The sequence below is a fragment of the Dokdonella sp. genome (assembly GCF_019634815.1).
Taxonomy (GTDB): Bacteria; Pseudomonadota; Gammaproteobacteria; order Xanthomonadales; family Rhodanobacteraceae; genus Dokdonella_A.
Map to the genome: position 1 here is coordinate 1 of NZ_JAHCAP010000006.1, position 25,993 is coordinate 25,993.

22 protein-coding genes and 1 pseudogene are annotated in these 25,993 nt (G+C 66.4%); 15 read left to right on the forward strand and 8 right to left on the reverse strand.

The window, feature by feature from the left end; all coding sequences use genetic code 11:
* Positions 1–285 precede the first annotated feature (285 nt).
* A complete protein-coding gene (locus KF759_RS04680) occupies positions 286–687 on the forward strand; it encodes a DUF4156 domain-containing protein (RefSeq protein ID WP_291223249.1) in 402 nt (133 codons plus the stop codon).
* Here the strand turns inward: KF759_RS04680 and KF759_RS04685 are convergent.
* A complete protein-coding gene (locus KF759_RS04685; RefSeq protein ID WP_291223250.1) occupies positions 665–2,101 on the reverse strand; it encodes a hypothetical protein in 1,437 nt (478 codons plus the stop codon). The genes KF759_RS04680 and KF759_RS04685 overlap by 23 nt on opposite strands.
* Positions 2,102–2,206: 105 nt before the next feature.
* Here KF759_RS04685 and KF759_RS04690 point away from each other — a divergent pair, with 105 nt between their 5' ends.
* The 6 genes and pseudogenes from KF759_RS04690 (at position 2,207) to KF759_RS04715 (ending at position 7,277) form a co-directional block, all read left to right on the forward strand.
* Entirely contained in the window at positions 2,207–2,854 is a 648-nt protein-coding gene (locus KF759_RS04690; protein WP_291223251.1) for an SCP2 sterol-binding domain-containing protein, read from the forward strand.
* Positions 2,851–4,395: pseudogene (ubiB, locus tag KF759_RS04695) on the forward strand (ubiquinone biosynthesis regulatory protein kinase UbiB); the annotation flags it as partial. The gene KF759_RS04690 and the pseudogene ubiB, both read left to right, overlap by 4 nt.
* Positions 4,396–4,494: 99 nt before the next feature.
* Entirely contained in the window at positions 4,495–5,226 is a 732-nt protein-coding gene (locus KF759_RS04700) for a hypothetical protein (RefSeq protein WP_291223253.1), read from the forward strand.
* Positions 5,227–5,238: 12 nt separating this feature from the next.
* On the forward strand, positions 5,239–5,661 hold the full coding sequence (gene arfB / locus KF759_RS04705) for an alternative ribosome rescue aminoacyl-tRNA hydrolase ArfB (RefSeq protein ID WP_291223254.1): 423 nt from the start codon (positions 5,239–5,241) through the stop codon (positions 5,659–5,661).
* Between the two features lie 32 nt (positions 5,662–5,693).
* Positions 5,694–6,251 (forward strand): 1-acyl-sn-glycerol-3-phosphate acyltransferase, encoded by a 558-nt coding sequence (locus tag KF759_RS04710; RefSeq protein WP_291223351.1) that lies wholly within the window; start codon positions 5,694–5,696, stop codon positions 6,249–6,251.
* A 69-nt stretch (positions 6,252–6,320) separates the two neighbouring features.
* Positions 6,321–7,277, forward strand: coding sequence for a hypothetical protein (locus KF759_RS04715; RefSeq protein WP_291223255.1), 957 nt, complete (start codon positions 6,321–6,323; stop codon positions 7,275–7,277).
* A gap of 76 nt (positions 7,278–7,353) precedes the next feature.
* Here the strand turns inward: KF759_RS04715 and KF759_RS04720 are convergent, their stop codons facing one another.
* Entirely contained in the window at positions 7,354–8,784 is a 1,431-nt protein-coding gene (locus tag KF759_RS04720) for a hypothetical protein (RefSeq protein ID WP_291223256.1), read from the reverse strand.
* Positions 8,785–9,159: 375 nt separating this feature from the next.
* On the opposite strand from KF759_RS04720, the gene KF759_RS04725 reads away from it, so the two are divergent.
* Positions 9,160–11,100, forward strand: coding sequence for a serine/threonine-protein kinase (locus KF759_RS04725; protein ID WP_291223257.1), 1,941 nt, complete (start codon positions 9,160–9,162; stop codon positions 11,098–11,100).
* 66 nt (positions 11,101–11,166) lie between these two features.
* Here the strand turns inward: KF759_RS04725 and hemF are convergent, their stop codons facing one another.
* A complete protein-coding gene (hemF, locus tag KF759_RS04730) occupies positions 11,167–12,180 on the reverse strand; it encodes an oxygen-dependent coproporphyrinogen oxidase (RefSeq protein ID WP_291223258.1) in 1,014 nt (337 codons plus the stop codon).
* A 293-nt stretch (positions 12,181–12,473) separates the two neighbouring features.
* On the opposite strand from hemF, the gene KF759_RS04735 reads away from it, so the two are divergent.
* The 3 genes from KF759_RS04735 to KF759_RS04745 are packed head-to-tail and all read left to right on the forward strand — an operon-like array spanning position 12,474 to position 15,174.
* On the forward strand, positions 12,474–13,667 hold the full coding sequence (locus tag KF759_RS04735; RefSeq protein WP_291223259.1) for a beta-ketoacyl-ACP synthase: 1,194 nt from the start codon (positions 12,474–12,476) through the stop codon (positions 13,665–13,667).
* Positions 13,664–14,413 (forward strand): beta-ketoacyl synthase chain length factor, encoded by a 750-nt coding sequence (locus KF759_RS04740; RefSeq protein WP_291223260.1) that lies wholly within the window; start codon positions 13,664–13,666, stop codon positions 14,411–14,413. The genes KF759_RS04735 and KF759_RS04740 overlap by 4 nt, the downstream gene beginning before the upstream one ends.
* Positions 14,410–15,174 (forward strand): glycosyltransferase family 2 protein, encoded by a 765-nt coding sequence (locus KF759_RS04745; protein WP_291223261.1) that lies wholly within the window; start codon positions 14,410–14,412, stop codon positions 15,172–15,174. Before KF759_RS04740 ends, KF759_RS04745 begins: the two co-directional genes overlap by 4 nt.
* Positions 15,175–15,178: 4 nt before the next feature.
* On the opposite strand, the gene KF759_RS04750 is transcribed toward KF759_RS04745, so the two are convergent.
* The 3 genes from KF759_RS04750 to KF759_RS04760 form a co-directional block, all read right to left on the reverse strand.
* The gene (locus KF759_RS04750) at positions 15,179–15,664 is read right to left on the reverse strand and encodes a methylated-DNA--[protein]-cysteine S-methyltransferase (RefSeq protein ID WP_291223262.1); all 486 of its coding nucleotides are present in this window, start codon (positions 15,662–15,664) and stop codon (positions 15,179–15,181) included.
* A gap of 59 nt (positions 15,665–15,723) precedes the next feature.
* Positions 15,724–17,187 (reverse strand): DNA-3-methyladenine glycosylase 2, encoded by a 1,464-nt coding sequence (locus tag KF759_RS04755; RefSeq protein WP_291223263.1) that lies wholly within the window; start codon positions 17,185–17,187, stop codon positions 15,724–15,726.
* Positions 17,188–17,251: 64 nt separating this feature from the next.
* Positions 17,252–18,031, reverse strand: coding sequence for an SDR family oxidoreductase (locus KF759_RS04760; RefSeq protein ID WP_291223264.1), 780 nt, complete (start codon positions 18,029–18,031; stop codon positions 17,252–17,254).
* A 75-nt stretch (positions 18,032–18,106) separates the two neighbouring features.
* Here KF759_RS04760 and KF759_RS04765 point away from each other — a divergent pair, with 75 nt between their 5' ends.
* The 4 genes from KF759_RS04765 to KF759_RS04780 all read left to right on the forward strand — a co-directional run bounded on the left by KF759_RS04765 (position 18,107) and on the right by KF759_RS04780 (position 23,316).
* Complete coding sequence (locus KF759_RS04765; protein WP_291223265.1) at positions 18,107–18,340, forward strand: hypothetical protein; 234 nt, start codon at positions 18,107–18,109, stop codon at positions 18,338–18,340.
* Between the two features lie 215 nt (positions 18,341–18,555).
* Positions 18,556–20,379 carry an FAD-dependent oxidoreductase gene (locus KF759_RS04770; protein ID WP_291223266.1) on the forward strand — a complete coding sequence of 608 codons (1,824 nt, stop codon included), beginning with the start codon at positions 18,556–18,558 and terminating at the stop codon, positions 20,377–20,379.
* Positions 20,380–20,416: 37 nt separating this feature from the next.
* A complete protein-coding gene (locus KF759_RS04775; protein WP_291223267.1) occupies positions 20,417–22,264 on the forward strand; it encodes a 2-oxoacid:acceptor oxidoreductase subunit alpha in 1,848 nt (615 codons plus the stop codon).
* A complete protein-coding gene (locus tag KF759_RS04780) occupies positions 22,261–23,316 on the forward strand; it encodes a 2-oxoacid:ferredoxin oxidoreductase subunit beta (protein WP_291223268.1) in 1,056 nt (351 codons plus the stop codon). The genes KF759_RS04775 and KF759_RS04780 overlap by 4 nt, the downstream gene beginning before the upstream one ends.
* A 32-nt stretch (positions 23,317–23,348) precedes the next feature.
* Here the strand turns inward: KF759_RS04780 and KF759_RS04785 are convergent, their stop codons facing one another.
* Together KF759_RS04785 and sppA are read right to left on the reverse strand one after the other, a co-directional pair.
* Positions 23,349–23,936, reverse strand: coding sequence for a TIGR00645 family protein (locus KF759_RS04785; protein ID WP_291223269.1), 588 nt, complete (start codon positions 23,934–23,936; stop codon positions 23,349–23,351).
* A 98-nt stretch (positions 23,937–24,034) separates the two neighbouring features.
* Positions 24,035–25,882: a signal peptide peptidase SppA gene (sppA, locus tag KF759_RS04790; protein WP_291223270.1), complete on the reverse strand. Its 1,848-nt coding sequence runs from the start codon at positions 25,880–25,882 to the stop codon at positions 24,035–24,037.
* Positions 25,883–25,993 lie beyond the last annotated feature (111 nt).

The window sequence follows — 25,993 nt, forward strand, 5'->3', positions numbered from 1 at the left end:
TCAGCCCGACAACCTGCATTTCCGCGCGCCCCACGAGTCGGGATGAATCCCGACCCACATCGGTTCGGCCCGATCTTGGCCTGCCCACGACGCGAGGAAGCTTGTTGCTCGTGGATCGGACCTGCGCCCGACGAGAACGCAAGCCCCGTGGGTCGGGCTTCAGCCCGACGGCAGCGCAAGCCCTGTGGGTCGGGCTTGCGCCCGCAGGCAAGCCTCATCACGCGCAGGCACATGGCCGGTTCAGGCGCAGCCTGCGAACATGCGCGGACCTCACCGGAGACCACCATGTCGCGCATGCTCGTGCTCGGGATCACAACGCTGGCGCTGGGTGCCTGCAGTTGGGGCATCCGTCTCGATGCCGGCGGCCAGAAGGTCCGCACCGCCTGGAGCGGCGATGTCACCGGCTGCATCGACAAGGGCCGCGTTACGGTCTCGGTGCTCGATCATGTCGGCCCGGTCAACCGCAACACGCTCAAGGTGCGTGACGAACTCGAGGTGATGGCGCGCAACGAAGCCGCGAGCATCGGCGCCGACACCATCAAACCACTGGCCGAACCGCGCGATGGCGAACAGAGCTTTGCCGCCTACCACTGTGGACGCTCGAACACGTCCACCCGCATCGAACAGCGCGATGCCGATGGCGCCGCCACGCAAACCTATCCGATCAAGGATCCTGATCCGCGCTGAGGCGCGGCCGGCTTTTGCCTTCTCCCGCCGGGAAAAGATGACGCGAAGCGCCGGATGAGGGCGGCGCTTGCAGATGCCGTGAATGACCGAAAGGCCGCAGTGGCGCGACTGCACGCGGTCGCACGGTCGCATCGAAGGGCAGCACCTGTGCATCCGGATCGAAGCGACAGGGGCCGGCATCGGGCGCCTGCGCGAGCAGCGAGGTGCACAGAGTCTGCAGATCGCTGACGCGCGGCTGCGGCGCGCCGCCCATCCAGGCGCGCAAGGCTTCCCAACCCGCCACGCCTTCGGCGAGATTGAAGCCGCAATGCGTCGGCGCATCCTCGGCGACGATCGCCAGCGTGCGCTGCGCCTCCGGCACCACCGCGCTGATGTAGTCCTGGTTGCCGGGAATCACCAGTTGATCCCGACTCGTGTGCAGGGAAATCACCTTGGCGTTGCCGATGCGACCGCCGAAATCCGAAGCGGCATGCAGCGCCTGCCACGCACCTGGATCGGCGAGCATGCGCTCGATGCCGGCGTCGATTTGCGCGTCGTCGCGGTAATCCACGCCCGCGGTCATGAACGGATTGCGCCCGGCAAGCTTGTCGGGCGCACGCACCAGATCGGCGAGCACGAAGGTCGAATAGCCGAGATTGGTGAGGAAGAACTTCTCGTCGCTGACGTGGATGAAATCCATCAGCTGGCCAAGCCGTCGCTGCATCGCCTGATTGCGCACCGACGGCGGCAGGTTGATACCGGTGCAGCGGTTGACTTGTGCCAGGGTCTGGATCACCACGGCGTTGTCGATCACGCCCGCGAGGTTGGACAAATCACCGAGGTTGTCGGGAATCGCATCGAGATCGAAGGTCCACCACAGCGGCGCCTGGCCATGCGCGAGTTCGCCGGCATCCTGGCATACCGTCGCGTAGGCCAGGCGCAAGTCGATCGCGGTGTCCCACAAACGCGCGCCGGCTGCGGCCGGGCACATCGTGAACACGCCCGGCACCGGCGGAAAGCCTTCGGCCTCGGCCAACCGCAGTGCGATCAGGCCGCCCATCGAACCGCCGAACGGCAGCATGTGGCCGGGCGCGCCGAATCGCTGTGCAAACACCTCGAGCAGGTCGCGGTTGTCGTCGATCGCATGGAACAGGGCCCAGCCGCGCGTGCGAAAGCTCGAGGCAGCGACCGCATAACCTTCGCTCAGAGCCAAATCCTTGAGCGGGCCCAGATCCGGTGGGCCCTCGGGTGGGTTCAGATCAAAGCCGTGCTGGTAGAGCACGATCGCGTCGCCGGCCTGCCAGCCTTCGGGCACCGCGATCCGATACCACGCCCCTGACGCGACCTGACCGGTGATCTCCTGGGGCGCCGCATGCGTGCGGTCCGCATACAGGCCGAGCAAAAGGACAAGCAAGGCAGCAAGGATTGACGGCATTCACTCGATTCCATCGCGGAAACTGGAAACGCCACCTTGGGCAATCACGCCTGAGCAGCGTCTGAAGGCCGCGCACGAGCGCATGCGCAGGTAGAATCGCCGCCCATGTCTGCCAATGCCTCGCCACCGATCGCCCGGCCCATGTTCGTGGCTCTGGGCCGCCTGCTCGAATCCGCGCTCAACCGGCTCGTCGATCTCGATCCGGAGACGCGCGAGCGCCTGCGCACGCTCGATGGTCGCGCGGTCACGCTCGAACCGGGCACGGGCCTGCCCGCGCTGCGTATCGCAGTCGAGCGTGATCAATTGCGCGTGGGACCGGGCTTCGCCGGCGAGTCCGCATTGCGCGTGAACGCGACGCCGGGCAGCCTCCTGGCCATGGCCCTGCGTCGCGGTGCAGCGGCTCCTGCGGGAGCGGTGCAGATTGCCGGCGATGCCGACCTCGCGCGCCGACTCGAACAGATCGCCTCGCGCTTCGCACCCGATTTCGATGCCGCCTTCACCGACGTGTTCGGCGACGTGCTCGGTTTCCAGATTGCGCGCGGCTTGCGCGCGGCCCTGCGCACGATGCGTGGTGCCGCCGATTCCCTGCTGCGCGATGGCGCCGAATTCCTCAGCGAGGAAGGCCGCGACCTCGTGCCCCGCGCGGAGCTGGAGAACTTTCTCGACGAGGTCGATGAAGTGCGCGAGCGCGGCGACCGCCTGGGCGCGCGCATCGAACGCCTGCTGCGCGCGCACGGAAGCCCACCCGCATGACCGCACTGCGCCAAGTGCCGCGCCTGCTGCGCATTGCCCGCGTACTCGCCCGCCATCGCATCGACGACCTGCTGCCGCCCGCCCGGCGACCGCGCGCCTTCGCGCTGCTGCGTGTGCTGGGTGCCGGCGCGCCGGCGGCGCAGCGCACGCTGTCGCGCGGCGAGCGTCTGGTACAGGCATTGACCGAGCTCGGCCCGATCTTCGTCAAGTTCGGGCAGATCCTCTCCACACGCCGCGACTTGCTCCCCGATGATGTCGCCAGCGCACTCACGCAATTGCAGGACCGCGTCGCACCGTTCCCGTCGGCTCTGGCACGCAGCCAGATCGAGGCCGCGCTCGGCGCACCGATCGCGCAGCGCTTCGTCCGCTTCGACGACGCGCCGCTTGCATCGGCCTCGATCGCGCAGGTGCATGCCGCCGCGCTCGCCGACGGACGCGAGGTGGTGGTCAAGGTGCTGCGGCCCGACATCGACGCGCGCATCGCCGACGACATCGACTTGCTGCGTGCGCTGGCCGGCGTGGTCGTACGCACCCATCCCAATGCCGACAAGATCCGGCCACTCGAGGTGGTCGACGAGATCGCGTCGACCTTGCGCAACGAACTCGATCTGCAACGCGAGGGTGCCAATGCCGCCCTGCTGCGGCGTAATTTCGCTGATTCGCCCGACCTCTATGTGCCCGAGGTGATCTGGTCGCACACCAGCGCGCGCGTGCTCACGCTCGAACGCGTGTACGGCATTCCAGTCGACGACCTCGCCGCGCTCGATGCGGCCGGCATCGACCGCGTCGCGCTGGCCGAGAAAGGCGTGCGGCTGTTCTACACCCAGGTGTTTCGCGACAATTTCTTCCACGCCGATGCACACGCCGGCAACATCTGGGTCGACGCGACGCGACCACGCGAACCGCGATTCATCGCCCTCGACTTCGGCATCATGGGTACGCTGCCCGAGCGCGACCAGTATTGGCTGGCCGAGAACTTCCTGGCGCTGTTTCACCGAGACTACGCGCGTGTCGCCGAGTTGCACGTACGCGCCGGGTGGATGCCCGCCGATGCGCGACTCGACGAGCTCGAGGCTACCGTGCGCGCGGTGTGCGAGCCGTATTTCACCCGCCCGTTGAGCGAGATCTCGCTCGCCGAAGTGGTGATCAAGCTGTTTCAGGTCGCACGCCAGCATCAGCTCACGCTGCAGCCGCAATTGATCCTCATGCAGAAGACCTTGCTCAACATCGAGGGCGTGGGTCGCCTGCTGCATCCGAAGATCGACATCTGGGCCACGGCGCAACCGGTGCTGGAATCGATCTGGCGCAAGCGTCGCGGACCGCGCGCCCTGCTCAAGGCACTGCGCCGGCGGGCGCCCGAATGGCTCGCCGCGGCGCCCGATATGCCCCAGCTGGTGCACGCCTGGCTGAGCCAGGCAACCCGCGGCGCAATGGAACTAAGAGTCGTTTCGGATGATCTCAAGCAGCTCGCGGCACGCTCACGGCAGAACCAGCGCCTGCTCGCGGCGCTGTGCGTGATCGTTGCCTTGTCCGCCATTTCCATCTGCTGGATGCTGGCGCTGCGCTGAGTCATTGCGCAGACCACACCCGCAGCGCGCATTCGCATCCGCACGGGTGCGTACTTCAAATCGAGGGTTCGCATGAAACCAAGCACCTTTCTCATCCTTGCTGCCAGCCTGGCCGGCCTGAGCGCCTGCACGCATACGCGCTCGCCAACCAACGAGCAGCTGCACACCCTGCTGCAAGAAGTACGCCCGCGCAGCAGCACGGTCGCGCCCATCAGCGTGCCCACCGTCCAATGCCTGCGAGCCTGGTCGGGCGATGCCGAACTGGTGCTCGGTGTGCCGGCCAGTCTCGCCGCCGAGAGCGAGGGTAGGAACACCTGCCGCAAGCACCTCGAGGGTTGGCTCGCCGATTCCGCGCGCAATCCCGCCAAGTTCAGCTTCGATGACCTCGTCGCGCCCGCCGTCGTGCGTCGCGTCATGGCGATGGTCGAAGGCCACGACCCCGCCGCGGCGCGGGCGGCGGCACAAGCTGCGCAGGCGCCGATGCCCCCGCGCGCGGTACTCAACAACTCGCCGCGCACGACTGCGCAGGTCACTGGCCCGATGACCGACATCGGCACGACCCATGCGCTGTTGAAGGATGCCGACGAGATATGCAAGACCGCAAAGGCCAAGGCCACCACCGCCAATGCGCCGGTGGCCTTGCAGCGCTTCGCCAACTATTGCGAGGGCTACGTCACTCGTGCGCAGGGTACGCTGGCCAACGCAGCAAGCCTGAGCCCGCAGCAGATCGAGATGGTCGCGCGCGGCGCCAAGGGCATCATCAATGGTGGCCAGCGGGCGCTGCAGGAAGCGCAGGCAAACTGAGCGAGGCCCGGCATGCTCGACATCGATGGCATCCGCATTCCCGAGGACGAGTTGGTCGAGAAGTTCGTGCGCGCGACCGGAGCCGGTGGCCAGAATGTCAACAAGGTGTCGAGCGCGGTCGAATTGCGCTTTGACATCGCGCGTTCGAGTGCGCTCGATGAGGCGCTGCGCGCGCGCCTGCTGGCGCGGCGCGACCGCCGTGTCACCATCGACGGCGTGCTGGTGATTCAGGCACAGCGCTTCCGTGATCAAGCCAAGAACCGCACCGACGCGCGGGAGCGGCTCGCCGCCCTGGTGCGTGCCGCACTGAACGTGCCCAAGCACCGCGTCGCCACACGGCCGACGCGCGCCTCGAAGGAACGCCGCATCGAGGCCAAGAAGTCACGCGCGACGATCAAGCGCAACCGTGGCCGTGCAGGCTGGAGTGGCGAGTGAGCCAAACATCGCCGGTGGCGCTGCCGGCATCGATGCCGCAACTGCCGCAGCATGCCGGGCGACGCCTGTGCAGCTGGTGGTTGCGATGCCGCGGCTGGCAGTTGCGGGGCGACTTTCCCGACGTGCCCAGATTGGTGCTGATCGCCGCGCCGCACAGCAGTTGGTGGGATGGCTACTGGGGTTTGATCTTCAAGGTTGCGCTGGGTGCCGATGTCGCCTTCATGGGCAAGGCCGAGTTGTTCCGTGGTCCGCTCGGTTGGTTGCTGCGCAAACTCGGCGGGATTCCGGTCGAACGCGCTGCGGCGCATGGCGTGGTCGAGCAAATGGTTGCCCGCTTTGCCGCGGCCAGGCAGCTCTGGCTCGGCATGGCGCCCGAAGGTACGCGCAAGCGCGTCACTCAATGGCGCAGCGGCTTCTGGCATATCGCACATGAGGCCGACGTACCGATTTTCCCGGTGGCTTTCGACTATCCGAGCCGCTCGATCGTGCTCGGTCCGCTGTTCCACACCAGCGCCGACATGGCGGCCGACATGGTCCGTCTGCGCAATTGGTACGCTCCATTCCGCGGCCGGCACCACGGCGTTGGCTAGCTGCCTTGCGGCTGGCCGAACACGGATGCCCCGTCGCCGGATCCGACGGGCGTTTGGGGACCAAAACGCATGAAGAAAACCATCAGCACCGTGCTGCAGCCCTTGATCGACGCGGTGCGCGAGGCGGCTGAAACCGTCGAGCCCTGGCACAGCTTCTGGCATCACCGGCCGCAACGGGATTTCCCGCCTCGATCGATCCGGGAAATTGCCGATTACAACGGTGCGGATCGCCTGGCCCTGTCATGCACACAGACGGAACTGGGTGCGGCCGCTCAGAAGAAACTGGTCAAGGCATGGTGTGAACATCTTCCGAGCCTCGGTGCGGTCAAGTTCCTGTGGTTTCAAACCAGGGTAACGCAGGAGCTGTTTGACGCTGCCTGCGCGATGCCGAACCTGGAAGGCCTGTACATCAAATGGAGCGGCGTCAGATCCAGCGAGGCACTTGGGCAGGCAAGGCAGCTCAAGTATCTGCACCTTGGCAGCTCGCCATCGCTGCAACCACTGGATGTACTGGGCGACCTGCCCCGATTGGAATGGCTGGAACTGGAGAACATCCGGGCCCTGCATGATCTTTCCTTCCTTGCCGGGCTGGGCGGGTTGCGCGGACTTTCGCTCACCGGGGACGGCAACAGCATCAAACCCATTGCGATATCGAATCTGGTTCCGCTGCAGGCGCTCGAGCAACTCGAGTGGCTGCGCCTGCAGACGGTGAGCATCGAGGATGATTCACTCGCTCCCATCAGCCGACTGCCGCGACTGAAACATCTGCTGCTGAGCAATCGATTCCCGATGGCGGAATTCGCCAAGCTCGCCGGCAGCCTGCCACACGTCGCCTGCGATCTGTTCACGCCTGTCAGCGAGGTCGATTCATGGATGAAATGCAAGAAGTGCAAGGGCGCCCGCATGGTGATGCTCACCGGCGCAGGTGCGCCGTGGTCTTGCACGACGTGTGATTCGGCGCGAATTCTTCGCCATGAACAAGCGTTCGCGGAGATCGCCAGTCGCGCACGGGCAAGCACCTCCTGAACGATCCCGGGCAGGGACGAACCGCCGTCATGCAGCGCGTGGATGGGTGCACGTGCAGTGCGCACCACGCCTACGTTCACGCTCGCAGCGCGCGCCCGAACTTCCCGATCAGGATGACAGCGGTGCAGACCAACCACGCCAGTGCGGCGTTGATCACCAGATGTCCTTGCTTGGCTACATCGGCGAGTCCGTCGCCGAGGATCGTCACGGCAAAGGTCGCCAGCATCGTCAATACGACCAGGCTGCAGAAGTCCAGCGCGAGACTTCCGCGGCGTGCGCGTGCGCGCCAAGCGAGCGCAATCCACGCCAACAAGGGCAGCGCGAGCAGGAGGATCTGCATGGTCGGCACGGCTTGCAACAGGCGGCCGACGCTGACGAGATGCGGGATCTGCGAAAAATTTCCACCCTCGACCTGACCCACGTTGCCAGCGATCCAAGGGTCGAGCGCGAGCACACCGTGACCGAGCATGCGCGAGGTCAGTCGCGGCTCGCTGACAAGCACACGCAGCTGCGCACTGCGCGTGAAATCGGCGAGGCCCAGACAAACCCGATCGGGCAAGTCGGGAAACTGCCATGCGCGAAAACCGCTGTAGCGCGCGCAGGCAGGATCGATGCCCAGGTCGGCAAGCAGAGCCGCCTTGTCGTCGGCGAACGGCAACAGTGCGGTGAACACCACGTCGGTACGGTTGTACTGATCGATCGTCTCGATCAATGGATCACTGCGGTGCAGTTGCACCACCTGCAGCCACATCCCGCAGATCGCGCCAAGCAGCAGCGCCATGCCGCGCCAGGCCAGGCGTCGGCCGCGCCACGCATCGAGCAGGAGCACGGCCATTGCCAGCGCCAACGGCAAGAACAAGTGCTGGATCTTGCTTGCCGCGAGCGCGAATGCGGCCAGCATGAGCAGCACGAAACGCCAACGGCGAACGGGCGCATCACGCCACAGCAGGGCGAGCGCGACCACCAGCCAGGCCAGCGTCAAAGCCGTGAATTCGGCATAGAAGGTGTTGAGGTACAGCGTGTTGCCGGGATCGGCGAACAACAGCGGCAGCAAGGCCGTGTTGGCCAGCGCGGCCAGAGGCTGGCCGCGCGCGATCCAGGCGCGCGCCAGAACGATGGAAATCAGCAGCACGACCAGCCAACGCAGCACGCCGATCCAGCGCACGTCGTGGTGTGGTGAAGCGCCGATCAGTTCGGCGATTTTCCAGATCGCGGTAGTCGCTGCCGTGAACACCAACTCACTCGACCAGTAACACACTGGCTCGACGTCACTGCCGAAACGGAAGTTTGCAAATGGCGCCTGCGGGCTGTTGCGTTGCCTTGACGCCCCCGCGTCGAGCGCCGGTTCGAGCATGAAACAGCTCATGTAGCGGGTCTGGTCGTAACTGTTTGCATAGGCCTGCAGCGGATGCTGCGACCACAGCACGAAGGCGCGCAGGCTGCCCAGCAGCCAAAACGTCACCAGCAAGGTCCAGAGCCAAAGCGGACGCTGCGCTGCCTTGCTCATGGGTCCCCCGACTGTATCGTTGCGTTGCAGCATTCAATCCACGCCCAAACAGGCGAAACAGCGGCAACGCAAGTCGCCGTCGCCAGACGGGCGCGCCTGCGCAGTGTATCCGCGCCTGCCTTGGTTTCCCCCGCCCGGTGAAAATGTCGACTGGATCACGGACCGACCGTGACGGATACGCCGGGAAGCACACCGAAGGGTTCCGCGTACGGCCAATCCGGACAAGTGTAGGATTTGCCGCGACGGTGACAGGAGTCTGCCGGCCGGGTGCCAAAAGGCGAGTCACCGGTCCGACAACAGCCAGCCACCGCCGGGCCAGGAACGCGATGTCGCGCTCCGGCCATCCACAAACAGGGCATCGTCCCGAGGAGTGCCATGAAAACGCGATTGGGCCATTACGACATCGTTGCCGAACTGGGCCGCGGCGGCATGGGCGTGGTCTACAAGGGCTACGAGGCGTCGCTCAACCGTTACGTCGCGATCAAGGTGCTGGCGGAATCGCTTGCGCATGACGCTGCGATCAAGGAGCGCTTCCTGCGCGAAGCCCGCAGCATGGCCGCGCTCAACGATCCGCACATCATCCAGATCTACTTCATCGGCGAAGACGAAGGCCAGACCTACTTCGTCATGGAGTTCGTCGAAGGCGAGTCGCTGGGCTCGATGCTCAAGCGCGACCATCGCCTGAGCGTGGAACAGGCGGCCAAGGTGATCCAGCAGACCGCGCTGGGCCTGGCGACCGCGCACGACCGCGGCGTCGTCCATCGTGACATCAAGCCCGGCAATCTCATGATTACCAAACGCGGCTCGGTCAAGATTGCCGACTTCGGCATCGCGCTGTCGAATCAGGATCTGTCCAAGAAGCTCACCACCACCGGTGAATTCGTCGGCACGCCGGGCTATCTCTCGCCCGAGGTTTGCCTGGGCAAGCCGGTCGACCAGCGCTCGGACATCTTTTCGCTCGGCATCGTGTTGTTCGAGATGCTCGCGGGCAAGATGCCGTTCAACGACGAATCGCCGCTCGGCCTGATGCTCGAAGTCGTCAAGGCCGAAATCCCCGACGTGCGCGGCCTCAACCAGGATGTCGATCCGCAGATCGCGGCGATCCTCGCCAAGATGATCGCCAAGGATCCGGCCGACCGCTACCAGAACTGCCACGAGTTGGTCGACGAACTGGGCAAGCATCCGCTGGTCGCCAAGGGCGGCCCGATCACGGTGCAGACCAAGCTGTCGGCCGCGGCCGCGACGATGATCGGCCAGAAGACGCCGGCTTCGGCTCAGGCCGCGCTGCCGCAGACCCCGCGTACGCCGATGCCGTCATTGGGCGCACAGGCCAACACCCACGTCACCACCAGCGGCCAGCCTTCGCCGCCACCGGTTTCGGGTGGTGCCGCGCACGCTTCCGTACTCGACCGCAAGACGCTCGTGCACGGCCAGGCGCAACGCAACCCGGTGCTGCCGTGGGCGATCGCCGCGATCGCGTTGCTCGCTGTGGGTGGCGGTGCGTATGCGATGCGCGGCCAGGTGCCCCTGTTCGCCAGCCTGTTCGGCCAACCGGCAGCACCGACTGCCAACCTCGCTGCCAGCTCGGCACCGGCGACGGACACGGCGCCTTCGACGGCGGTGAGCTCGACGGCCATCACGAGCACCGCGCCGACAACGACACCTCCGGCCACGACGGCGCAGACCAGCACGGATGCGCTTGCGTCGCAGGCACAGCCGGACAGCGCCACGACCGATGCCACGGGTGCACCGGCCGCACGCGCCTCGCAGGCAGGCGTCGAGGCACTGCGTGACCTGCCGGCCGCGCAGGCTGCCGCCGATGCCGCCACCGATCCGGTGCAGGTGGCAACGGCAACGCAGCCGACCAAGCCAGCCGCACCGCCACGTCCGCGCGTGCCGACCATCGCTGTCGTCGCCAGTGGTGACGACGTGATCTCCTCGCCGGCCGAGGACGCGCTGGTCGACCTGTTGCAGAGTCGTGGATTCCGCGTCATCGAAGGCGGTCGCGGTCATGGCGATTCGCCCGACCTGCGCGGACTGGCCGGCAAGGCCGATGCCGTGGTGTTCGTGCATGCGCGCCCGGTCGGTACGCAGCAGATGAACTACTACGGCCAGTCCTCGACCTTGTACACGGTCCAGCTTGGCGTGCGCGCCTACCGCGTGTCCGACCGCAGCATCCTGTGGCGCAGCGGTGGGGATCAGGTCAACTTCACCAGCCTCAATGCGGCCGAAAAGGCACGCGAAGCGATCGAGCCGCTGCTTGATCAAATCGATGGCCGGTTGGCCGAATTCCGCTCGAAAGGTCGTCGCGGCTGAGGCTCGACGCAAGTCTGGGGAGGGAGGGAACGGCGCCCGCGAGGGCGCCGTTTTTTTGCATCTCGATCACGCGCAGCGGATGTTCTCGCCGAGCCAATCGCGCGGCTTGAGATACTCGGCAAGACGCGCCTCGGCACTGCCTGCCGCGGGTTGATAGTCGTATTCGAAGCGCACGCGCGGCGGCAGGCTCATGAGGATCGATTCGGTGCGGCCACCCGATTGCAGGCCGAACAAGGTGCCGCGGTCGTAGACTAGGTTGAACTCGACATAGCGACCTCGCCGGTAGAGCTGGAACTCGCGTTCGCGTTCACCGAACGGCGTCGCCTTGCGCCGCTCGACGATCGGCAGATACGCGTCGAGAAAACCATCGCCGACCGCACGCGTGATGCCGAAACAGCGCTCGAACCCGCCCGCATTGAGATCGTCGAAGAACAGGCCACCGACACCACGCGTCTCGTTGCGATGCTTGAGGAAGAAATATTCATCGCACCACTGCTTGAAGCGCGGGTACACGTCATCGCCGAACGGCGCGAGCGCGTCGCGCGCCACGCGATGCCAATGCACCACGTCTTCGTCGAACGGATAGAACGGGGTGAGGTCGAAGCCGCCGCCAAACCACCAATTCGCGTCGCTCGACTCGGTCTGCGCCTGAAAGAAACGTACATTCATGTGCGTGGTCGGCAGGTAGGGGTTGAGCGGATGGATCACCAGCGACACACCCATCGCCGTCCACGGCGCGTTGGCCAGATCCGGGCGATGCGCGCTCGCCGAAGCCGGCAGGCGCGCGCCACGCACCGCCGAGAAATTCACGCCGGCCTGCTCGAACACCGCGCCATCGCGCAACACGCGCGTGCGACCGAAGCCGCGCAAAGCCGACGTCGCATGCGCTTGCGCCGCGCCGTCATCACCGCGCTGCCAGGCATCCTCGCGGAAATGTGCCTGCCCATCGGCCTGCTCAAGCGCACTGCAGATGCGATCCTGCAGACCCATGAGGAATTCGGCTGCAGCCTCGATGTGCAAAGCCTCGGCGCTGCCCGGCAACGCGCTCCAGGCAAACCCACTGCCCGCATGCTGATTCATCACGGATTCCTGATTGATCGACAACAGCGCATCCTAGCAGCCGCGCGAACCAGGCTTGATCCCTGGCTCGCGCAACGCTGATGGTCTGCTTGCGCAATCGTGGGACGAGTCCCGACAGCGGGCTCACGAGCGCGTTGTGCAAGGCTGACGCCGAGCCCCCAACGGCGATACCGCTTGCGAGATCTCCTGCATCGCTGAGGAGATGGCGCGGATTCGTTCCAGCCTGCGCGCAGAAGACGTACGCGGCGCGGCGCCCATGCAATAATCGCGCGCCTTGATTCCGCTCGCCGCGCGTGCCAATCCGCATCCCTCCGCTCGCCATCACCGCCTTCACCGCGACGACTGCGCTCGGTCACGGTCGCGCGGCCCAGCTCGACGCCTTGCGTGCGCGGCGCAGTGGTCTGCGCGTGAACGATTTCAGTGTCGAACCGTTGCCGTGTGCGATCGGGCGCGTCAATGACGTGGAAGCGGTCGAACTGCCGACTGCACTGCGCGAGCTCGACAGCCGCAACCACCGTCTGGCCTGGCTCGGCGCTCATGGTGATGGCTTTGTCGATGCGGCGCGTGCGGCGATCCAGCGTCACGGCGCCGGGCGCGTCGCGTTGCTGGTGGCGACTTCGACCGCGAGCATCGGCGCGACCGAAAGTGCCTACACCATGCTCGAAGAGGATCGTTTTCCCGCCGCGCTCGCGCAGCCGCAACTGCATGCACCGCATTCGCTCGGTGTGTTCCTCGATCGCGTGTTCGGCGCACGCGGGCCGTGCATGACGGTGTCGACCGCGTGTTCATCGAGCGCGAAGATTTTCGCCCAAGCCGAACGCCTGATTCGACTCGGGCTCGCCGATGCGGCGATCCTCGCCGGTGTCGATTCGCTGTGTGGCAGCGTGCTGTTCGGCTTCAACGCGCTGGAACTGGTTTCGCCGCAGCCGTGCCGGCCCTTCGATCTCGCGCGCAACGGCATCTCGATCGGCGAGGCTGCCGGATTTGCGCTGCTCGAACGCGAGGGTGCGCCCGGCGCACCGCGCCTGATCGGCCACGGCGAGTCCTCCGACGCGCATCACATGTCGACGCCGCATCCGCAAGGTCTGGGCGCAAGGCTCGCGATCGCAGCCGCGCTCGAACGTGCGGCCATCGAAGCCAACGCAGTCGATTACATCAACCTGCACGGCACCGCGACGCCGAAGAACGACGAGGTCGAAGCCGCGGTGCTCGCCGATCTGTTTCCACCGGGCACACGCGCGAGTTCGACCAAGGGATGGACTGGCCACACGCTCGGCGCCGCGGGCATCGTCGAGGCCGTCTTCAGCCTGCTCGCACTCGAAGCCGGTCTCGTGCCCGGCACGCTCAACACCGGCACGCCCGAGCCGATCTGCGCGGCGCAGCTTGCACTCGCCAACGAGGATCGTGCGCTGCGCATCGCGCTGAGTCATTCCTTCGGCTTCGGCGGCAACAACTGCGTGCTCGCGTTTGCGCGGGGTGCGGCATGAGAACGCTCGACGTGCGCGTGAGCGGCATCGGCGCCTGGTCGCCGGCGCAGGCCGATTGGCCACGACTGCGCGAGTGGCTGCGCGGTCAGGGCGGCGAGTCCGTGCCGGCAGCACGGCCTGCGGCGGCGGTCCTGCCGCAGGCTGAGCGTCGCCGCGCACCCGCGACCGTGCTGCTCGCGTGCGAAGTCGCGGCGCAGGCTTGCGCCGCTGCGGATCGTGATGCCGCGAGCCTGCCTTGCGTGTTCGCCTCCAGCTTCGGCGAGGTCGCGATCAGCGACGAGATGTGCGCCACGCTCGCACGGGCGCCACGCGAGCTGTCGCCAACGCGCTTCCACAATTCCGTGCATAACGCGCCGGTCGGCTACTGGACGCAGGCGGTGCATTGCCATGCGTCCTCGAACGCGCTCTCGGCCTGGCACGGCACGCTCGCTGCAGGCCTGCTCGAAGCCGCCGCGCTCGCGCATGCCGACGCGACGCCGGTGCTGCTGGTGGTCTATGACGCCGCCGCGAACGGCCCGCTTGCGAACTTGCTCGGCGCCGATGCGAGCCTTGCCTTCGCGCTCGTGCTCGAACCCGCTGCGGACGCGCGGGGCGCATGCCTGCGACTGCACCATGCAGGCAGCGATGACGACGCAGCCACACACAGCGGAATCGACCTGTTGCGCGCGCTTGCGCAGCCGCGGCGGGCGCATCTGCAACTGGCCGCGGGCGATGGCCGCGTGCTCGAAGTCGAGGTCGTGCCATGAGCGCAACCGACCCCGACAAGATCGCCGTGGTGATCCCCGCGCTCAACGAGGAGAGTGCGATCCGCGGCGTGGTCGAATCCGTGCTCGCGATCTGTCCACACGTGATCGTGATCGACGATGGTTCCACCGATGCGACGCTCGAACGCATCGCCGATCTCCCGGTCACCGTGATTCGCCACGCCACGCCGCTGGGCAAGGGCCAGGGCCTGCGCGATGGGTTCCGCAAGGCGCTCGAGCTCGGCTTCGATGCGGTCATCGCGATGGACGGCGACGGCCAGCATCTGGCCTGCGACATTCCGCGCCTGCTCGCCGCTGCGCGCGCCTACCCCGAGCACATCGTGATCGGCGCGCGCATCCGCAACAAGGACAATCAGCCGACCGCGCGCCGACGCGCGAACGCGGTCGCCGACTGGGGCATTTCCTGGGGTTGCGGGATTCCGATCGCAGACACCCAGAGCGGCCAGCGCTATTACCCGCGCGCCGCGCTCGATCTCGTCGATTTTCCGGCCGATGACTTCGTGTTCGAAGCGGCCTTGCTGATTGCAGCGACGCGCGAGAGGAACATCGGCGTGGTCTCGGTGCCGATCGACTCGCGCTACCACGGCGAATTCCGCGGCAGCCACTTCCGCCCGGTGCGCGATGTGACGCGCATCACCTGGTACACGATCAAGCGCGTGGTGCATTACGGCTCGGTGGTCGACAGCTACCGCCGCTCACACTCGACGCCGCCACTGATCTTCGATCCACCGGGCGATGCCTGATCGTTCATGCCCACAATGGCCGCTGCTTGCGCTCGTGTTCGAGCAACCACTGTTTGACCGGCAGGCCGCCACCGAAGCCGACGAGTTTGTCATTGGCGCCAATCACGCGATGACAGGGCACGACGATCGGCAAGGGATTGGCGCCGTTGGCCGCACCGACGGCGCGACTCGCTGCGGGATTGCCGATGCGGCGCGCGAGTTCGCCGTAGCTGATCGTTTCGCCGTAGGCAATCTGCGTGAGCGCGCGCCACACCGATTTTCGAAATGGCGTGCCGCTCGCCGCGAGCGGCAGGTTGAAGTGCTGCAACTTGCCATCGAAGTAGGCGCGCAGTTGCGCGAGCACCGGATCGAGCAGGTCACCACCGCGCTGCCAGTGTGGCTCGACGACCGCATCCCGGTCGGCTTGATCGAAGCGGATGTGGTGCAGGCCATCGACATCGACGGCGATGAGCAACTGGCCGATCGGGGTCTTGAGCAGGTCGTATTGCATGGTGTTGCTTCCGGTAGTTTGCGATTTGAGAGAGTCAATCGGGGTCAGTGTTGCAGCGCTCAACTCGCGCGCCACAGCAGCATCACCGCGTAGGCGCGCCACGGGCGCCAGCGTTCGCTGAGTGTTTCCAGCTCGCGCGTGGTCAAGGTGAGACCGGCACCAGCGACGCGGCGCAGGATGAGATCGGCCGCAGGGAACGCATCGGGCTGCGACAGCGCGCGCATCGCGATGTAGTGCGCGGTCCAGGCGCCGATTCCGGGCAATGCGATGAGACTGTCGACGAAATCGCCGATGGTCTGTTCGGGCCGGAACGCAACGCGCCCCTCGACCACCGCCTGCGCCAGCGTGCGGATCGTCGCCGCGCGTGCGCGCGTGAGACCCTGCGCTTCGAGCGGCGCTTGGGCAAGCTGCGTTGCGTTTGGAAACAGCACCGCGACATCGGCTGGCGCGCCAGCGGAATTGGGCTGGCCATACGCGCTGGCCACGCGCGCGGCGAGCGTGCGCGCCGCGGCGACGCTGACCTGCTGGCCGAGCACCGCGCGTACCGCAAGTTCAAAACCATCCCAGGCGCCGGGCAAGCGCTGTCCGGGCCAGCGCTTGATCAGCGGGCCGAGCAAGCCATCGCCCGCGAACGCAGTCCGCAGTTCACGTGGATCGGCATCGAGATCGAACATGCGGCGCACACGCGCAGCGATCGTGCCCAGCGCCTGCGTGCGCGGGTGATGCAGGTGCAATGCGAGCGCCGGCTCGCGGCCAAGCATGCGCACTTCGAACCAGCCCGGCTCACCATCGACGACGATGCTGCGTCGATAGCCCTGCGTCGTGACCGCCTCCACGCCGGGAATCACGCGGCGCGCATGGAAGGCAAGCATCTGCGCGAAATCGAACGGTGCGCGCCACGGCAGACTCAGCACGATCGCGGCGGTGTCCGCACGGGTCGGCGCAGCGCTGCGGCGCAATTCGCGCGGGGCCCGGCCCCAGGCTGCTGCAACGGCGGCATTGAAACGACGCAGGCTCGCATACCCCGCAGCTTGCGCGACCTGCGTGATCGGCAAGTGCGTTTCCAGCAGCAATTGCTTGGCAAACAACAGGCGCCGCGTCGCCGCGACCTCGAGCGGGCTTGCACCCAGTTCCTGTGCGAACAGGCGGCGCAGATGACGCTCGCCAACACCGACGCGCCGGGCGAGGTCGGCGAGCGAACCACGATCGAGCGCACCCAGTTCGATCAGGCGCAGCGCACCCGTGACGAGTTCACTGCGCGCGCGATGCAGGGGCGAGCCTGGCGCGGCTTCGGGCCGGCAACGCAGGCAGGGTCGAAAGCCCGCGGCCGCAGCCGCTGCAGCGCTGTCGAAATAGCGCACGTTCGCGGCCTTGGGTGCGGGCGCCGGACACACCGGACGGCAATAGATCCCGGTCGAGGTGACGGCCGTGAAGAACAGGCCATCGAAGCGCGCGTCGCGCGTGCGTCGCGCACGTTCGCAGGCACGCGGATCGATGCGGCAAGTGGCGAGCGTCTCGGACATGCGACCATCCTAGCGCGACCACGCCCCGCAAACTCGCCGTTTTCGGCTGTCAATTCCGCAGCGTTCAGAAGCCGTAGCGCAGGAATCCGCCATCCACCGCGATGCATTCGCCGGTCACGTAGCTCGACGCCGGCAGGCACAGGAACGCGACCGCGCCGGCGACTTCCTCGGGTTCGCCGATACGGCCCATCGGCGTGCGCAGCAGCACTTCGTCGAGATAGTCCGGATCAGCGAGCGCGCCTTCGGTACGGCGCGTGCGGATGTACCACGGCGCGACCGCGTTCACGCGGATGCCGTCCTCGGCCCACTCGCAAGCGAGGTTGCGCGTGAGCTGGTGCAGGGCGGCCTTGGCGAGGCCATACGGCGCGCCAGTGCGCACATGGGTGAGGCCCGAGACCGAGCCGACGTTGACGATCGCGGCATGGCCATGCTCGGCGAGTTGCGCATGCGCGAGCCGGCACATCTCGAACGCACACAGCACGTTCGCCTCGATCAGGGCGCGGATCTCATCGGCTTCGTAGTCGAGCGCGGGCTTGCGCTGGTTCGCGCCGACGTTGTTGACGAGGATCGACAGTTCCACGCCGAGGTCGGCGATCCAGTCGAATACTTCCAGACGCTGTTCGGGTGACACCAGATCGGCGTCGCAGGCAGCAATGTTTCGCTGCGGAAACTCCTCGGAGAGTTCCGCGCGGACTTGCTCCAGCTGCGCTTCGTCGCGCGCGACCAGCAGCACATCGGCGCCCAGTGTCGCGAGTTCGCGCGCGCAGGCCAGGCCGATGCCGCGGCTGGCGCCGGTGACGAGGGCAGTGCGGCCATCGAGCCGCCAGCGTGAATCATGGGTCATGCATCCTCCTTGCGCTTGTCGCGCGCGATCCAGCGGCGCAGACTTTAGCGGATTGCCCGCCAACGGAGCCGCGCCATGATCCGCACCTGCCTGCTCGCCGCCAGCCTGCTCACGCTCACAGCCTGCGGCGGCACACCGCCTCCGGCCGAGGCCGACAAGGCCGCCGCGCCTGCACCCGAACAGCGCCAGAAAACCGTATTCGATGACCAGCTCAAGGCGCTCGACAAGGCCAAGGGCGTCGAGCAGCAGCTGCAGAAGGAAAAGGAAGCGCAGGATCGCGCGATCGAGGCGCAGGAGAAAGGCGGTTGATGCGCGCGTGACGATGTCGTCGCGTCCGGGCCCTGGGGCGGCTTGGCGCGCATGAGTCCCGGGCGGGCCCGATGGCGCGTCAGCGGGTCCGTTCGAGTCGGCAATCGCGACAAGGCGCATTCCGGCCCGCTCAATGGTGCGGCGCACCTTTGCGTGCGCCAATCACGGGTCTAGGCTCGCGCCAAGCCCGCGCGGCGCGTTGAACCGAGGCAGACGTGCAACCAACCGATATCCGCAACCCGGCCTATTTCCACAAGGTCGTCGATTGTCAGTGGGCGTGTCCGGCACACACGCCGGTGCCCGAATACATCCGCCTGATCGCCGCGGGCCGCTATTCCGATGCCTACATGGTGAACTGGCAGGCGAATGTGTTTCCCGGGATTCTCGGCCGCACCTGCGATCGACCCTGCGAGCCTGCATGCCGGCGCAGTCGCGTCGAGGAAAGCACGGGCAACAAACCCGAGCCGGTGGCGATCTGCCGCTTGAAGCGTGTCGCCGCCGATCTCAAGGATGATGTGCAGGCGCGCCTGCCCAAGCCCGCGGCGCGCTGGAACGGCAAGCGCGTGGCCTGTGTCGGTGCGGGTCCGTCCTCGCTCACGGTCGCGCGTGATCTCGCGCCGCTCGGCTATCGCGTCACCGTGTTCGAAGCCGACGCGAAACCCGGTGGCTTCATGCGTACCCAGGTGCCGCGCTTCCGGCTGCCCGAGGAAGTCATCGACGAAGAGACCGGCTACATCCTCGGTCTGGGTGTCGAGTTCGTGGCCGGCCGCCGCATCGATTCGCTCAAGGCGCTGCTCGCAGAGCAATTCGACGCGATCTTCATCGGCTGCGGCGCGCCGCGTGGGCGCGATCTCGACCTGCCCGGCCGACAGGAAGCCGCGGCGCAGATCCATGTCGGCATCGACTGGCTCGCCTCGGTCTATTTCGGCCACATCAGCCAGGTCGGCAAGCGCGTGATCGTGCTCGGCGGCGGCAACACCGCGATGGACTGCTGTCGCTCGGCCAAGCGGCTCGGCGGCGACGAGGTCAAGGTGATCGTGCGTTCGGGCTTCGATGAAATGAAGGCGAGTCCGTGGGAGAAGGAAGACGCGATGCACGAGGGCATTCCGATCCTCGACTGCCGCGTACCCAAGGCCTTCCTGCACGAGAACGGCCGCCTGGTCGGCATGACGTTCGAGAAGGTGCGCGTCGAACATGGTGCCGATGGCCGCCGCAAGCTGGTGCCGACCGGCGAGCCCGACGAGCGCCACGACTGCGACGAGGTGCTGATCGCGGTCGGCCAGGAGAACGCGTTTCCGTGGATCGAGCGCGACATCGGCATCAGCTTCGATCCGAAATGGGACATGCCGGTGGTCGACCAGACCACGATGCAGTCGAGCCTGCCTCACGTGTTGTTCGGCGGCGATGCCGCGTTCGGGCCGAAGAACATCATCTGGGCGGTTGCACACGGCCACGAAGCCGCGCTGTCGATCGAACTCCTGCTCGGCGGCGCCGACACGCATGCGCGCCCGCTGCCGGCGGTCGAGGTGATGTCGCAGAAGATGGGCATCCACGAGTGGAGCTACGACAACAACATCTCGCCCGACCTGCGCTACAGGGTGCCGTGGGCCGATCCGGCCAAGACACTCAAGAGCATGAGCCTCGAAGTCGAGCTGGGTTTCGATGCCGAAACCGCGTGGAAGGAAGCGCAACGCTGCCTCAACTGCGACGTTCAGACGGTGTTTTCAGATCATCTGTGCATCGAGTGCGACGCTTGCGTCGACATCTGCCCGATGGACTGCATCACCTTCACCGTCAATGCCGAGGAAGGCGAGCTGCGCATGCAGTTGACCGCGCCCGCGCTCAACACCGAGCAGGCGCTGTACGTGTCGGGTCCGGTCAAGACCGGGCGCGTAATGGTCAAGGACGAGGATGTCTGCCTGCACTGCGGCCTGTGCGCCGAGCGCTGCCCGACTGGCGCCTGGGACATGCAGAAGTACCTGATCGAACTGTCGCATGCGGGCGATGCCAAACCCGATGCCAGGCAGGAGGCGGCATGAGCGCCACGTCAACGAGCATGCCACGGAAGCCGCGCCCATGAAGGCCATCACCGCCGTCAACGATTTCGTCATCAAGTTCGCCAACGTCAACGGCTCGGGTTCGGCCTCGGCCAACGAATTGTTCGCCAAGGCGATCCTTCGCATGGGCGTGCCGGTCAGCCCGCGCAACATCTTTCCGTCGAACATCCAGGGTTTGCCGACCTGGTACGAAGTGCGCGTAAGCGCCGATGGCTGGCTCGGTAGGCGCGGCGGCATCGATTTCATGGTGGCGATGAATCCGCAGACCTTCGATGCGGATGTCGCCGAGATTGCCGCCGGTGGTTATCTGTTCTACGACTCGACGCGGCCGTTGCCAAAGTCGAAGTTCCGCGACGACGTGCGCACGCTGGCGATGCCGATCACGCAGATCTGCAACGCCACCTACGACGACCCGCGCCAGCGCCAGTTGTTCAAGAACATCATCTACGTTGGCGCGCTGTCGCTGCTGCTGGGCATCGATGCCGAAGTGTTCGAGGCGCTCATCGGCGAGCAGTATCGCAACAAGCCCAAGCTCTACGAGCCCAATGTACGCGCGCTGCACATCGGCCGCGACTATGCGCGCGAGCATTTCGCCGGCCAGCCGATTGGCCTTGCGGTGCAACGCGCCGACGCGGTCGGCGATCGCATTTTCGTCGATGGCAACAGCGCCGCGGCGCTCGGCTGCGTCTATGGCGGCGCCAGCGTCTGCGCGTGGTATCCAATCACGCCGTCCTCGTCGGTCGCCGAAGCCTTCGAGAAATACTGCGGCAAGTACCGTGTCGATGCGGACAGCGGCGCACGCAACTACGCGATCGTGCAAGCCGAGGACGAGATCGCCTCGATCGGCATGGTGGTCGGCGCCGGCTGGAATGGTGCACGCGCGTTCACCACGACCTCGGGCCCGGGCGTATCGCTGATGACCGAATTCATCGGCCTGGCCTACTTCGCCGAAATTCCGCTGACGATCATCAACGTGCAGCGCGGCGGCCCTTCCACCGGCATGCCCACGCGCACCCAGCAGGCCGACCTGCTTTCCTGTGCCTATGCCTCGCATGGCGACACCAGGCATGTGCTGCTGTTTCCCGAGGATCCGCACGAGTGTTTCGAGTTCTCGGCGCAGGCGCTCGACCTCGCCGACCGCCTGCAGACGCCGGTGTTCGTGATGACCGATCTCGACATCGGCATGAACCAGCGCCTGTGCGCGCCGCTGCGCTGGGATGGTGCGCGTGTGTACGATCGCGGCAAGGTGATGAGCGCGGCCGAATTGGAGGCGGGCAAGGATTTCGGACGCTACAAGGACGTCGACGGCGACGGCATTCCGTGGCGCACCTGGCCGGGCACGCATCCGAGCAAGGGCGCGTACTTCACCCGCGGCACCTCGCGCGATCCATATGCGCGCTATTCCGAGCGCGGCGCCGACTACATCTACAACGTGCAGCGCCTGCTCACCAAGTTCGATACCGCCAAGGCGATGGTGCCGCAGCCGATCGAGCGCAATGCGGCACGCGCAACGCGCTTCGGCGCGATCCACTTCGGCTCGACCGCGCCGGCGATGGACGAGGCGATCGTCGCACTCGAGCGCGAAGGCCTGCCGCTCGACACCCTGCGCATCCGCGCGTTCCCGTTCCCCGATTCCGTCGCCCAATTCATCGCCGCGCACGAGCGCGTGTTCGTGGTCGAGCAAAACCGCGACGCGCAATTGCGCTCGATGCTGGTCAACGAATTCGGGATCGATCCGGCACGACTCGTGCCGGTGCTGCATTTCGACGGCACGCCGATCACCGCGCGCTTCATCACCGGCTCGATCGCGCGCGAGCTGCGCGGCGCGCAGGTCCCCACGCATCCGGCCGAGGCCGCCAACGCATGACCTACCTGCCCAAACCCAGGCTGCATCACCCGTCGCTCGCCTGCAATTCACTCGGTTACACGCGCCGCGACTACGAAGGCAAGATCTCCACGCTGTGCGCGGGCTGCGGCCACGACTCGATTTCGGCGGCGATCGTGCGCGCCTGCTGGGAGTTGGCGATCGAGCCGCATCGCGTGGCCAAGCTCAGCGGCATCGGCTGCAGCAGCAAGACGCCCGATTACTTTCTCGGCCCCTCACACGGATTCAATACCGTGCACGGACGCATGCCCTCGGTGCTCACCGGCGCCAATCTCGCCAACCGCGACCTGCTGTATCTGGGCGTCTCGGGCGACGGCGACTCGGCCTCGATCGGCATCGGCCAGTTCGTGCACGCGATCCGGCGCGGTGTGTGCATGGTTTACATCGTCGAGAACAATGGCGTGTACGGTCTCACCAAGGGCCAGTTCTCGGCCACCGCCGACATCGGCTCGGTGTCGAAGAAGGGTGTGGTCAATACCGACGCGCCGATCGACCTCGTCGGCCTCGCGCTGCAACTGGGCGCGACCTATGTCGCACGCGGCTTTTCCGGCGACAAGGAACAACTGGTGCCGCTGATCAAGGGCGCGATCGCGCATCGGGGCGCGGCGATCATCGACGTCATCAGCCCCTGCGTCGCCTTCAACAACCACGCCGGCAGCACCAAGAGCTACGACTACGTGCGTGAACACAACGACGCGATCAACCGCCTCGACTTCATCACGCCGCGCGAGGAAATCACCGTCGATTACGCGCCCGGCGAACTCATCGAAGTCGAGCAGCACGACGGTAGCAGCCTGCGCCTGCGCAAGCTCGAGACGGCCTACGATCCGTCCGATCGCGTGGCCGCGATGACCTACGTGCACGAACGCCAGGCCGCTGGCGAGATCGTCACCGGCCTGCTCTATGTCGACCCCGAGGCGCAGGACCTGCACACCCATCTCAAGACGGTGGCGGCACCGCTCAACTCACTCGACGCCACCGTGCTTTGCCCCGGCGCGGCCGTCCTCGACAAGATCAACGCAGCGCTGCGCTGAGCGCTGCGACGCGCGGTGCAGCTTGCGCGCGCTCAGTGGGCAACCTGCACGCGCTTGCCGCTGTTGTTGGTCATCACCTTGTCGGTCAGCGCGATGCCGATCGCCGAGAGGATGAACACGCAGTGGATGATGGTCTGCCACATCACGCTCGCGGTGGTGACCTTGCTGCAGGGAATGCGCGCGCCGAGCGCCGCCGCATCGCACAGCGGCAAGCCGAGTTGGCCGGCCTCGATGAAGGTCTTGAGCAGGTGGATCGAGGAGATGCCAATGATCGCCATCGCCAGCTTGACCTTGAGTACGCTGGCGTTGACGTGACTGAGCCACTCGGGCTGGTCGGGATGACCCTGCAGACCAAGCCGCGAAACGAAGGTTTCGTACCCGCCGACGATCACCATCACCAGCAGATTGCTGATCATCACCACGTCGATCAGACCGAGCACGATCAGCATCACGCCCTGCTCATTGAGCGTGTCGACGTCATCGATCAGGTGCCACAGTTCGGTCAGGAACAGGTAGACATAGGCGCCCTGGGCGATGATCAGGCCCAGATACAGCGGCAGTTGCAACCAGCGCGAGAAGAAGATCAGGCCCGGCAAGGGTTTGAGTTTGTGGCTCGACATGGTCAGTCTCGAAGTGGAATCGCGGATTCAAGTGGTCGACAGGCCGCAAGCGGCCTGTCTCGTTCAAACTGGACGACGCTGCCCGCTGCTGCGGTGCTTCAATGCGGCTCGCACAGGCAGTGGGCGAACATCGCGTAGCGTTTGCCACGCAGTATGTCGGCGAGCGCCGACAGCTCACGCATTTCGCCGCGGTTGAGCGTGCCCGGCGGCAGGCTGAACCCGCTCCAGCGCGCGATGCCCACCGCGGCGTCGCTGCCGCCTATCGCCATCGCAATGCGCTGCCACGGACTCATCGGTGGCTCGACGTAACGCACCTGGAAGTTTTCGCCGAGCTTGGCCCGTGCCGCGGCGGAAGCAATGGCGTCGGTGAGGCCGCCGAGTTTGTCGACCAGACCACGCTCCTTCGCCTGCGCGCCACTCCACACCCGACCCTGGGCGATTTGATCGACCTGCTCGGGCGTCTTGCCGCGGGCCTTGGCGACATTGCCGATGAACTGCTGGTAGCCGCGTCCGATCACGCTCGACAGCACCGCTTCCATCTGCGCCGACAACGGGCGGCGGATGTCGAACGCACCCGCCAGCGGCGTGGTGCCGACACCATCGGTGTTGATGCCGAGCTTGCCGAGCGCGTCGGGAATGGTCATGAACAGGCCGAAGATGCCGATCGACCCGGTGATTGTGTTCGGTTCGGCCCAGATCTCGTCGCTGGCGAGCGAAATCCAGTAGCCGCCGCTCGCGGCCACATCGCCCATCGACACCACCACCGGCTTGCCGGCTTCACGCGCCAGCGCCAGTTCGCGGCGCACTTGCTCGGAAGCAAACACGTCGCCGCCGGGTGAGTTCACGCGCAGCACGATCGCCTTGACGCTGGCGTCTTCGCGCGCGCCGCGGATGATGTTCGCGGTCGAGGTGCCGCCGATCATTCCGGGTTGCCGTTCACCGGGCACGATCTCGCCTTGTGCCACCACCACCGCCACCGCATCGCCGCCGCGCGGCAGACGCTGTGCAAGCGTGGATCCCAGATAGCGGCGGAAGTCGATCTGGCGGAAGCTGTCGCCGCCCTCGGCCGCGCCGAGCGCGCGCAGCTGAGCGCGCGCCTGGGCGCGCGTGGCAAGTTCGTCGACCAGCTTCTGCTCGAGCGCGAGCTTGGCGAGATCGCCATCCTGTGCGGCAATGCGGCTGTCGTAATGGGCGATGTCGTCGGCGAGCCCGGCCGGATCGATCTTGCGCAGGCTGCCGACTTCGTCGAGGTATTCCTGCCAGATGCCACCCATCCAGTAGGCATCGGCTTCCTTGGCTGCATCCGAGGCATGGTCGAGCACATAAGGCTCGCCGGCAGACTTGTAGGTGCCCACGCGGATCAGATGCGCCTGCACGCCGAGCTTGTCCAGCGCGCCCTTGTAGTAGCTGCGGTAGTTGGCGAAGCCTTCGAGCAGGACCGCGCCTTCGGGGTCGAGCAGGATGCGGTTGGCGTGCGCGGCGAGCAGGTAGACGTTCTGCTCCATGCCCGCGCTCACCGCGACGATTTCCTTGCCGCTGGCCTTGAAGCGATCGAAGGCCGCGCCGAGTTCGCGCGCGCTGGCGAGGCCGAGTGCGGTGATCTGGTCGGGCACGAACACCATGCGCTCGATGCGCGAGTCCTTGGCGGCAGCGTCGATCGCATCGAGCAGATCACGCAACTGCACCTCGGCTTCCTGATTGCCAGCCAGGCCCGCCAGTGCACGCTGCGCGGGGTCGCTCGAAAACTGCTCGACCACCGCGCCGGCCGGATCGAGCACCAGGGCGGTGCGCGATTCGATCACGGCACGTTCGGCGAAAAGGGCCTTCACCACCGCCACCAGCACGATCACGAAGATCAGGTTGAAGACCAGACGGCGGGTGAAATTGACGGTATTCCAGATCGCGCCGAAAAAGCGCCGGATCGGACCACGGGGTGCATCTGCCATGTGAAGCTCCAAAAGCGCCGAGCGGCGCCTGCTGCCAAAGTCGGGGGTCATGCGGTTCAACGCCGCCCCGGATTGCCTGCCGACGTGGGCACTCGCCCAAGGCGGTGCCCG

Excerpts from the sequence above, each read along its gene's own strand:
- KF759_RS04710 (WP_291223351.1), top strand. The coding sequence starts at position 5,694 with ATGCCGCAACTGCCGCAGCATGCCGGGCGACGCCTGTGCAGCTGGTGG.
- arfB (WP_291223254.1), top strand. The coding sequence starts at position 5,239 with ATGCTCGACATCGATGGCATCCGCATTCCCGAGGACGAGTTGGTCGAG.
- KF759_RS04740 (WP_291223260.1), top strand. The coding sequence starts at position 13,664 with ATGAGAACGCTCGACGTGCGCGTGAGCGGCATCGGCGCCTGGTCGCCG.
- KF759_RS04750 (WP_291223262.1), bottom strand. The coding sequence starts at position 15,664 with ATGCAATACGACCTGCTCAAGACCCCGATCGGCCAGTTGCTCATCGCC.
- KF759_RS04685 (WP_291223250.1), bottom strand. The coding sequence starts at position 2,101 with ATGCCGTCAATCCTTGCTGCCTTGCTTGTCCTTTTGCTCGGCCTGTAT.
- KF759_RS04720 (WP_291223256.1), bottom strand. The coding sequence starts at position 8,784 with ATGAGCAAGGCAGCGCAGCGTCCGCTTTGGCTCTGGACCTTGCTGGTG.
- KF759_RS04760 (WP_291223264.1), bottom strand. The coding sequence starts at position 18,031 with ATGACCCATGATTCACGCTGGCGGCTCGATGGCCGCACTGCCCTCGTC.
- KF759_RS04700 (WP_291223253.1), top strand. The coding sequence starts at position 4,495 with ATGAAACCAAGCACCTTTCTCATCCTTGCTGCCAGCCTGGCCGGCCTG.
- KF759_RS04765 (WP_291223265.1), top strand. The coding sequence starts at position 18,107 with ATGATCCGCACCTGCCTGCTCGCCGCCAGCCTGCTCACGCTCACAGCC.
- KF759_RS04725 (WP_291223257.1), top strand. The coding sequence starts at position 9,160 with ATGAAAACGCGATTGGGCCATTACGACATCGTTGCCGAACTGGGCCGC.
- KF759_RS04690 (WP_291223251.1), top strand. The coding sequence starts at position 2,207 with ATGTCTGCCAATGCCTCGCCACCGATCGCCCGGCCCATGTTCGTGGCT.
- KF759_RS04775 (WP_291223267.1), top strand. The coding sequence starts at position 20,417 with ATGAAGGCCATCACCGCCGTCAACGATTTCGTCATCAAGTTCGCCAAC.
- hemF (WP_291223258.1), bottom strand. The coding sequence starts at position 12,180 with ATGAATCAGCATGCGGGCAGTGGGTTTGCCTGGAGCGCGTTGCCGGGC.
- KF759_RS04785 (WP_291223269.1), bottom strand. The coding sequence starts at position 23,936 with ATGTCGAGCCACAAACTCAAACCCTTGCCGGGCCTGATCTTCTTCTCG.
- KF759_RS04780 (WP_291223268.1), top strand. The coding sequence starts at position 22,261 with ATGACCTACCTGCCCAAACCCAGGCTGCATCACCCGTCGCTCGCCTGC.
- sppA (WP_291223270.1), bottom strand. The coding sequence starts at position 25,882 with ATGGCAGATGCACCCCGTGGTCCGATCCGGCGCTTTTTCGGCGCGATC.
- KF759_RS04715 (WP_291223255.1), top strand. The coding sequence starts at position 6,321 with ATGAAGAAAACCATCAGCACCGTGCTGCAGCCCTTGATCGACGCGGTG.
- KF759_RS04755 (WP_291223263.1), bottom strand. The coding sequence starts at position 17,187 with ATGTCCGAGACGCTCGCCACTTGCCGCATCGATCCGCGTGCCTGCGAA.
- KF759_RS04680 (WP_291223249.1), top strand. The coding sequence starts at position 286 with ATGTCGCGCATGCTCGTGCTCGGGATCACAACGCTGGCGCTGGGTGCC.
- KF759_RS04745 (WP_291223261.1), top strand. The coding sequence starts at position 14,410 with ATGAGCGCAACCGACCCCGACAAGATCGCCGTGGTGATCCCCGCGCTC.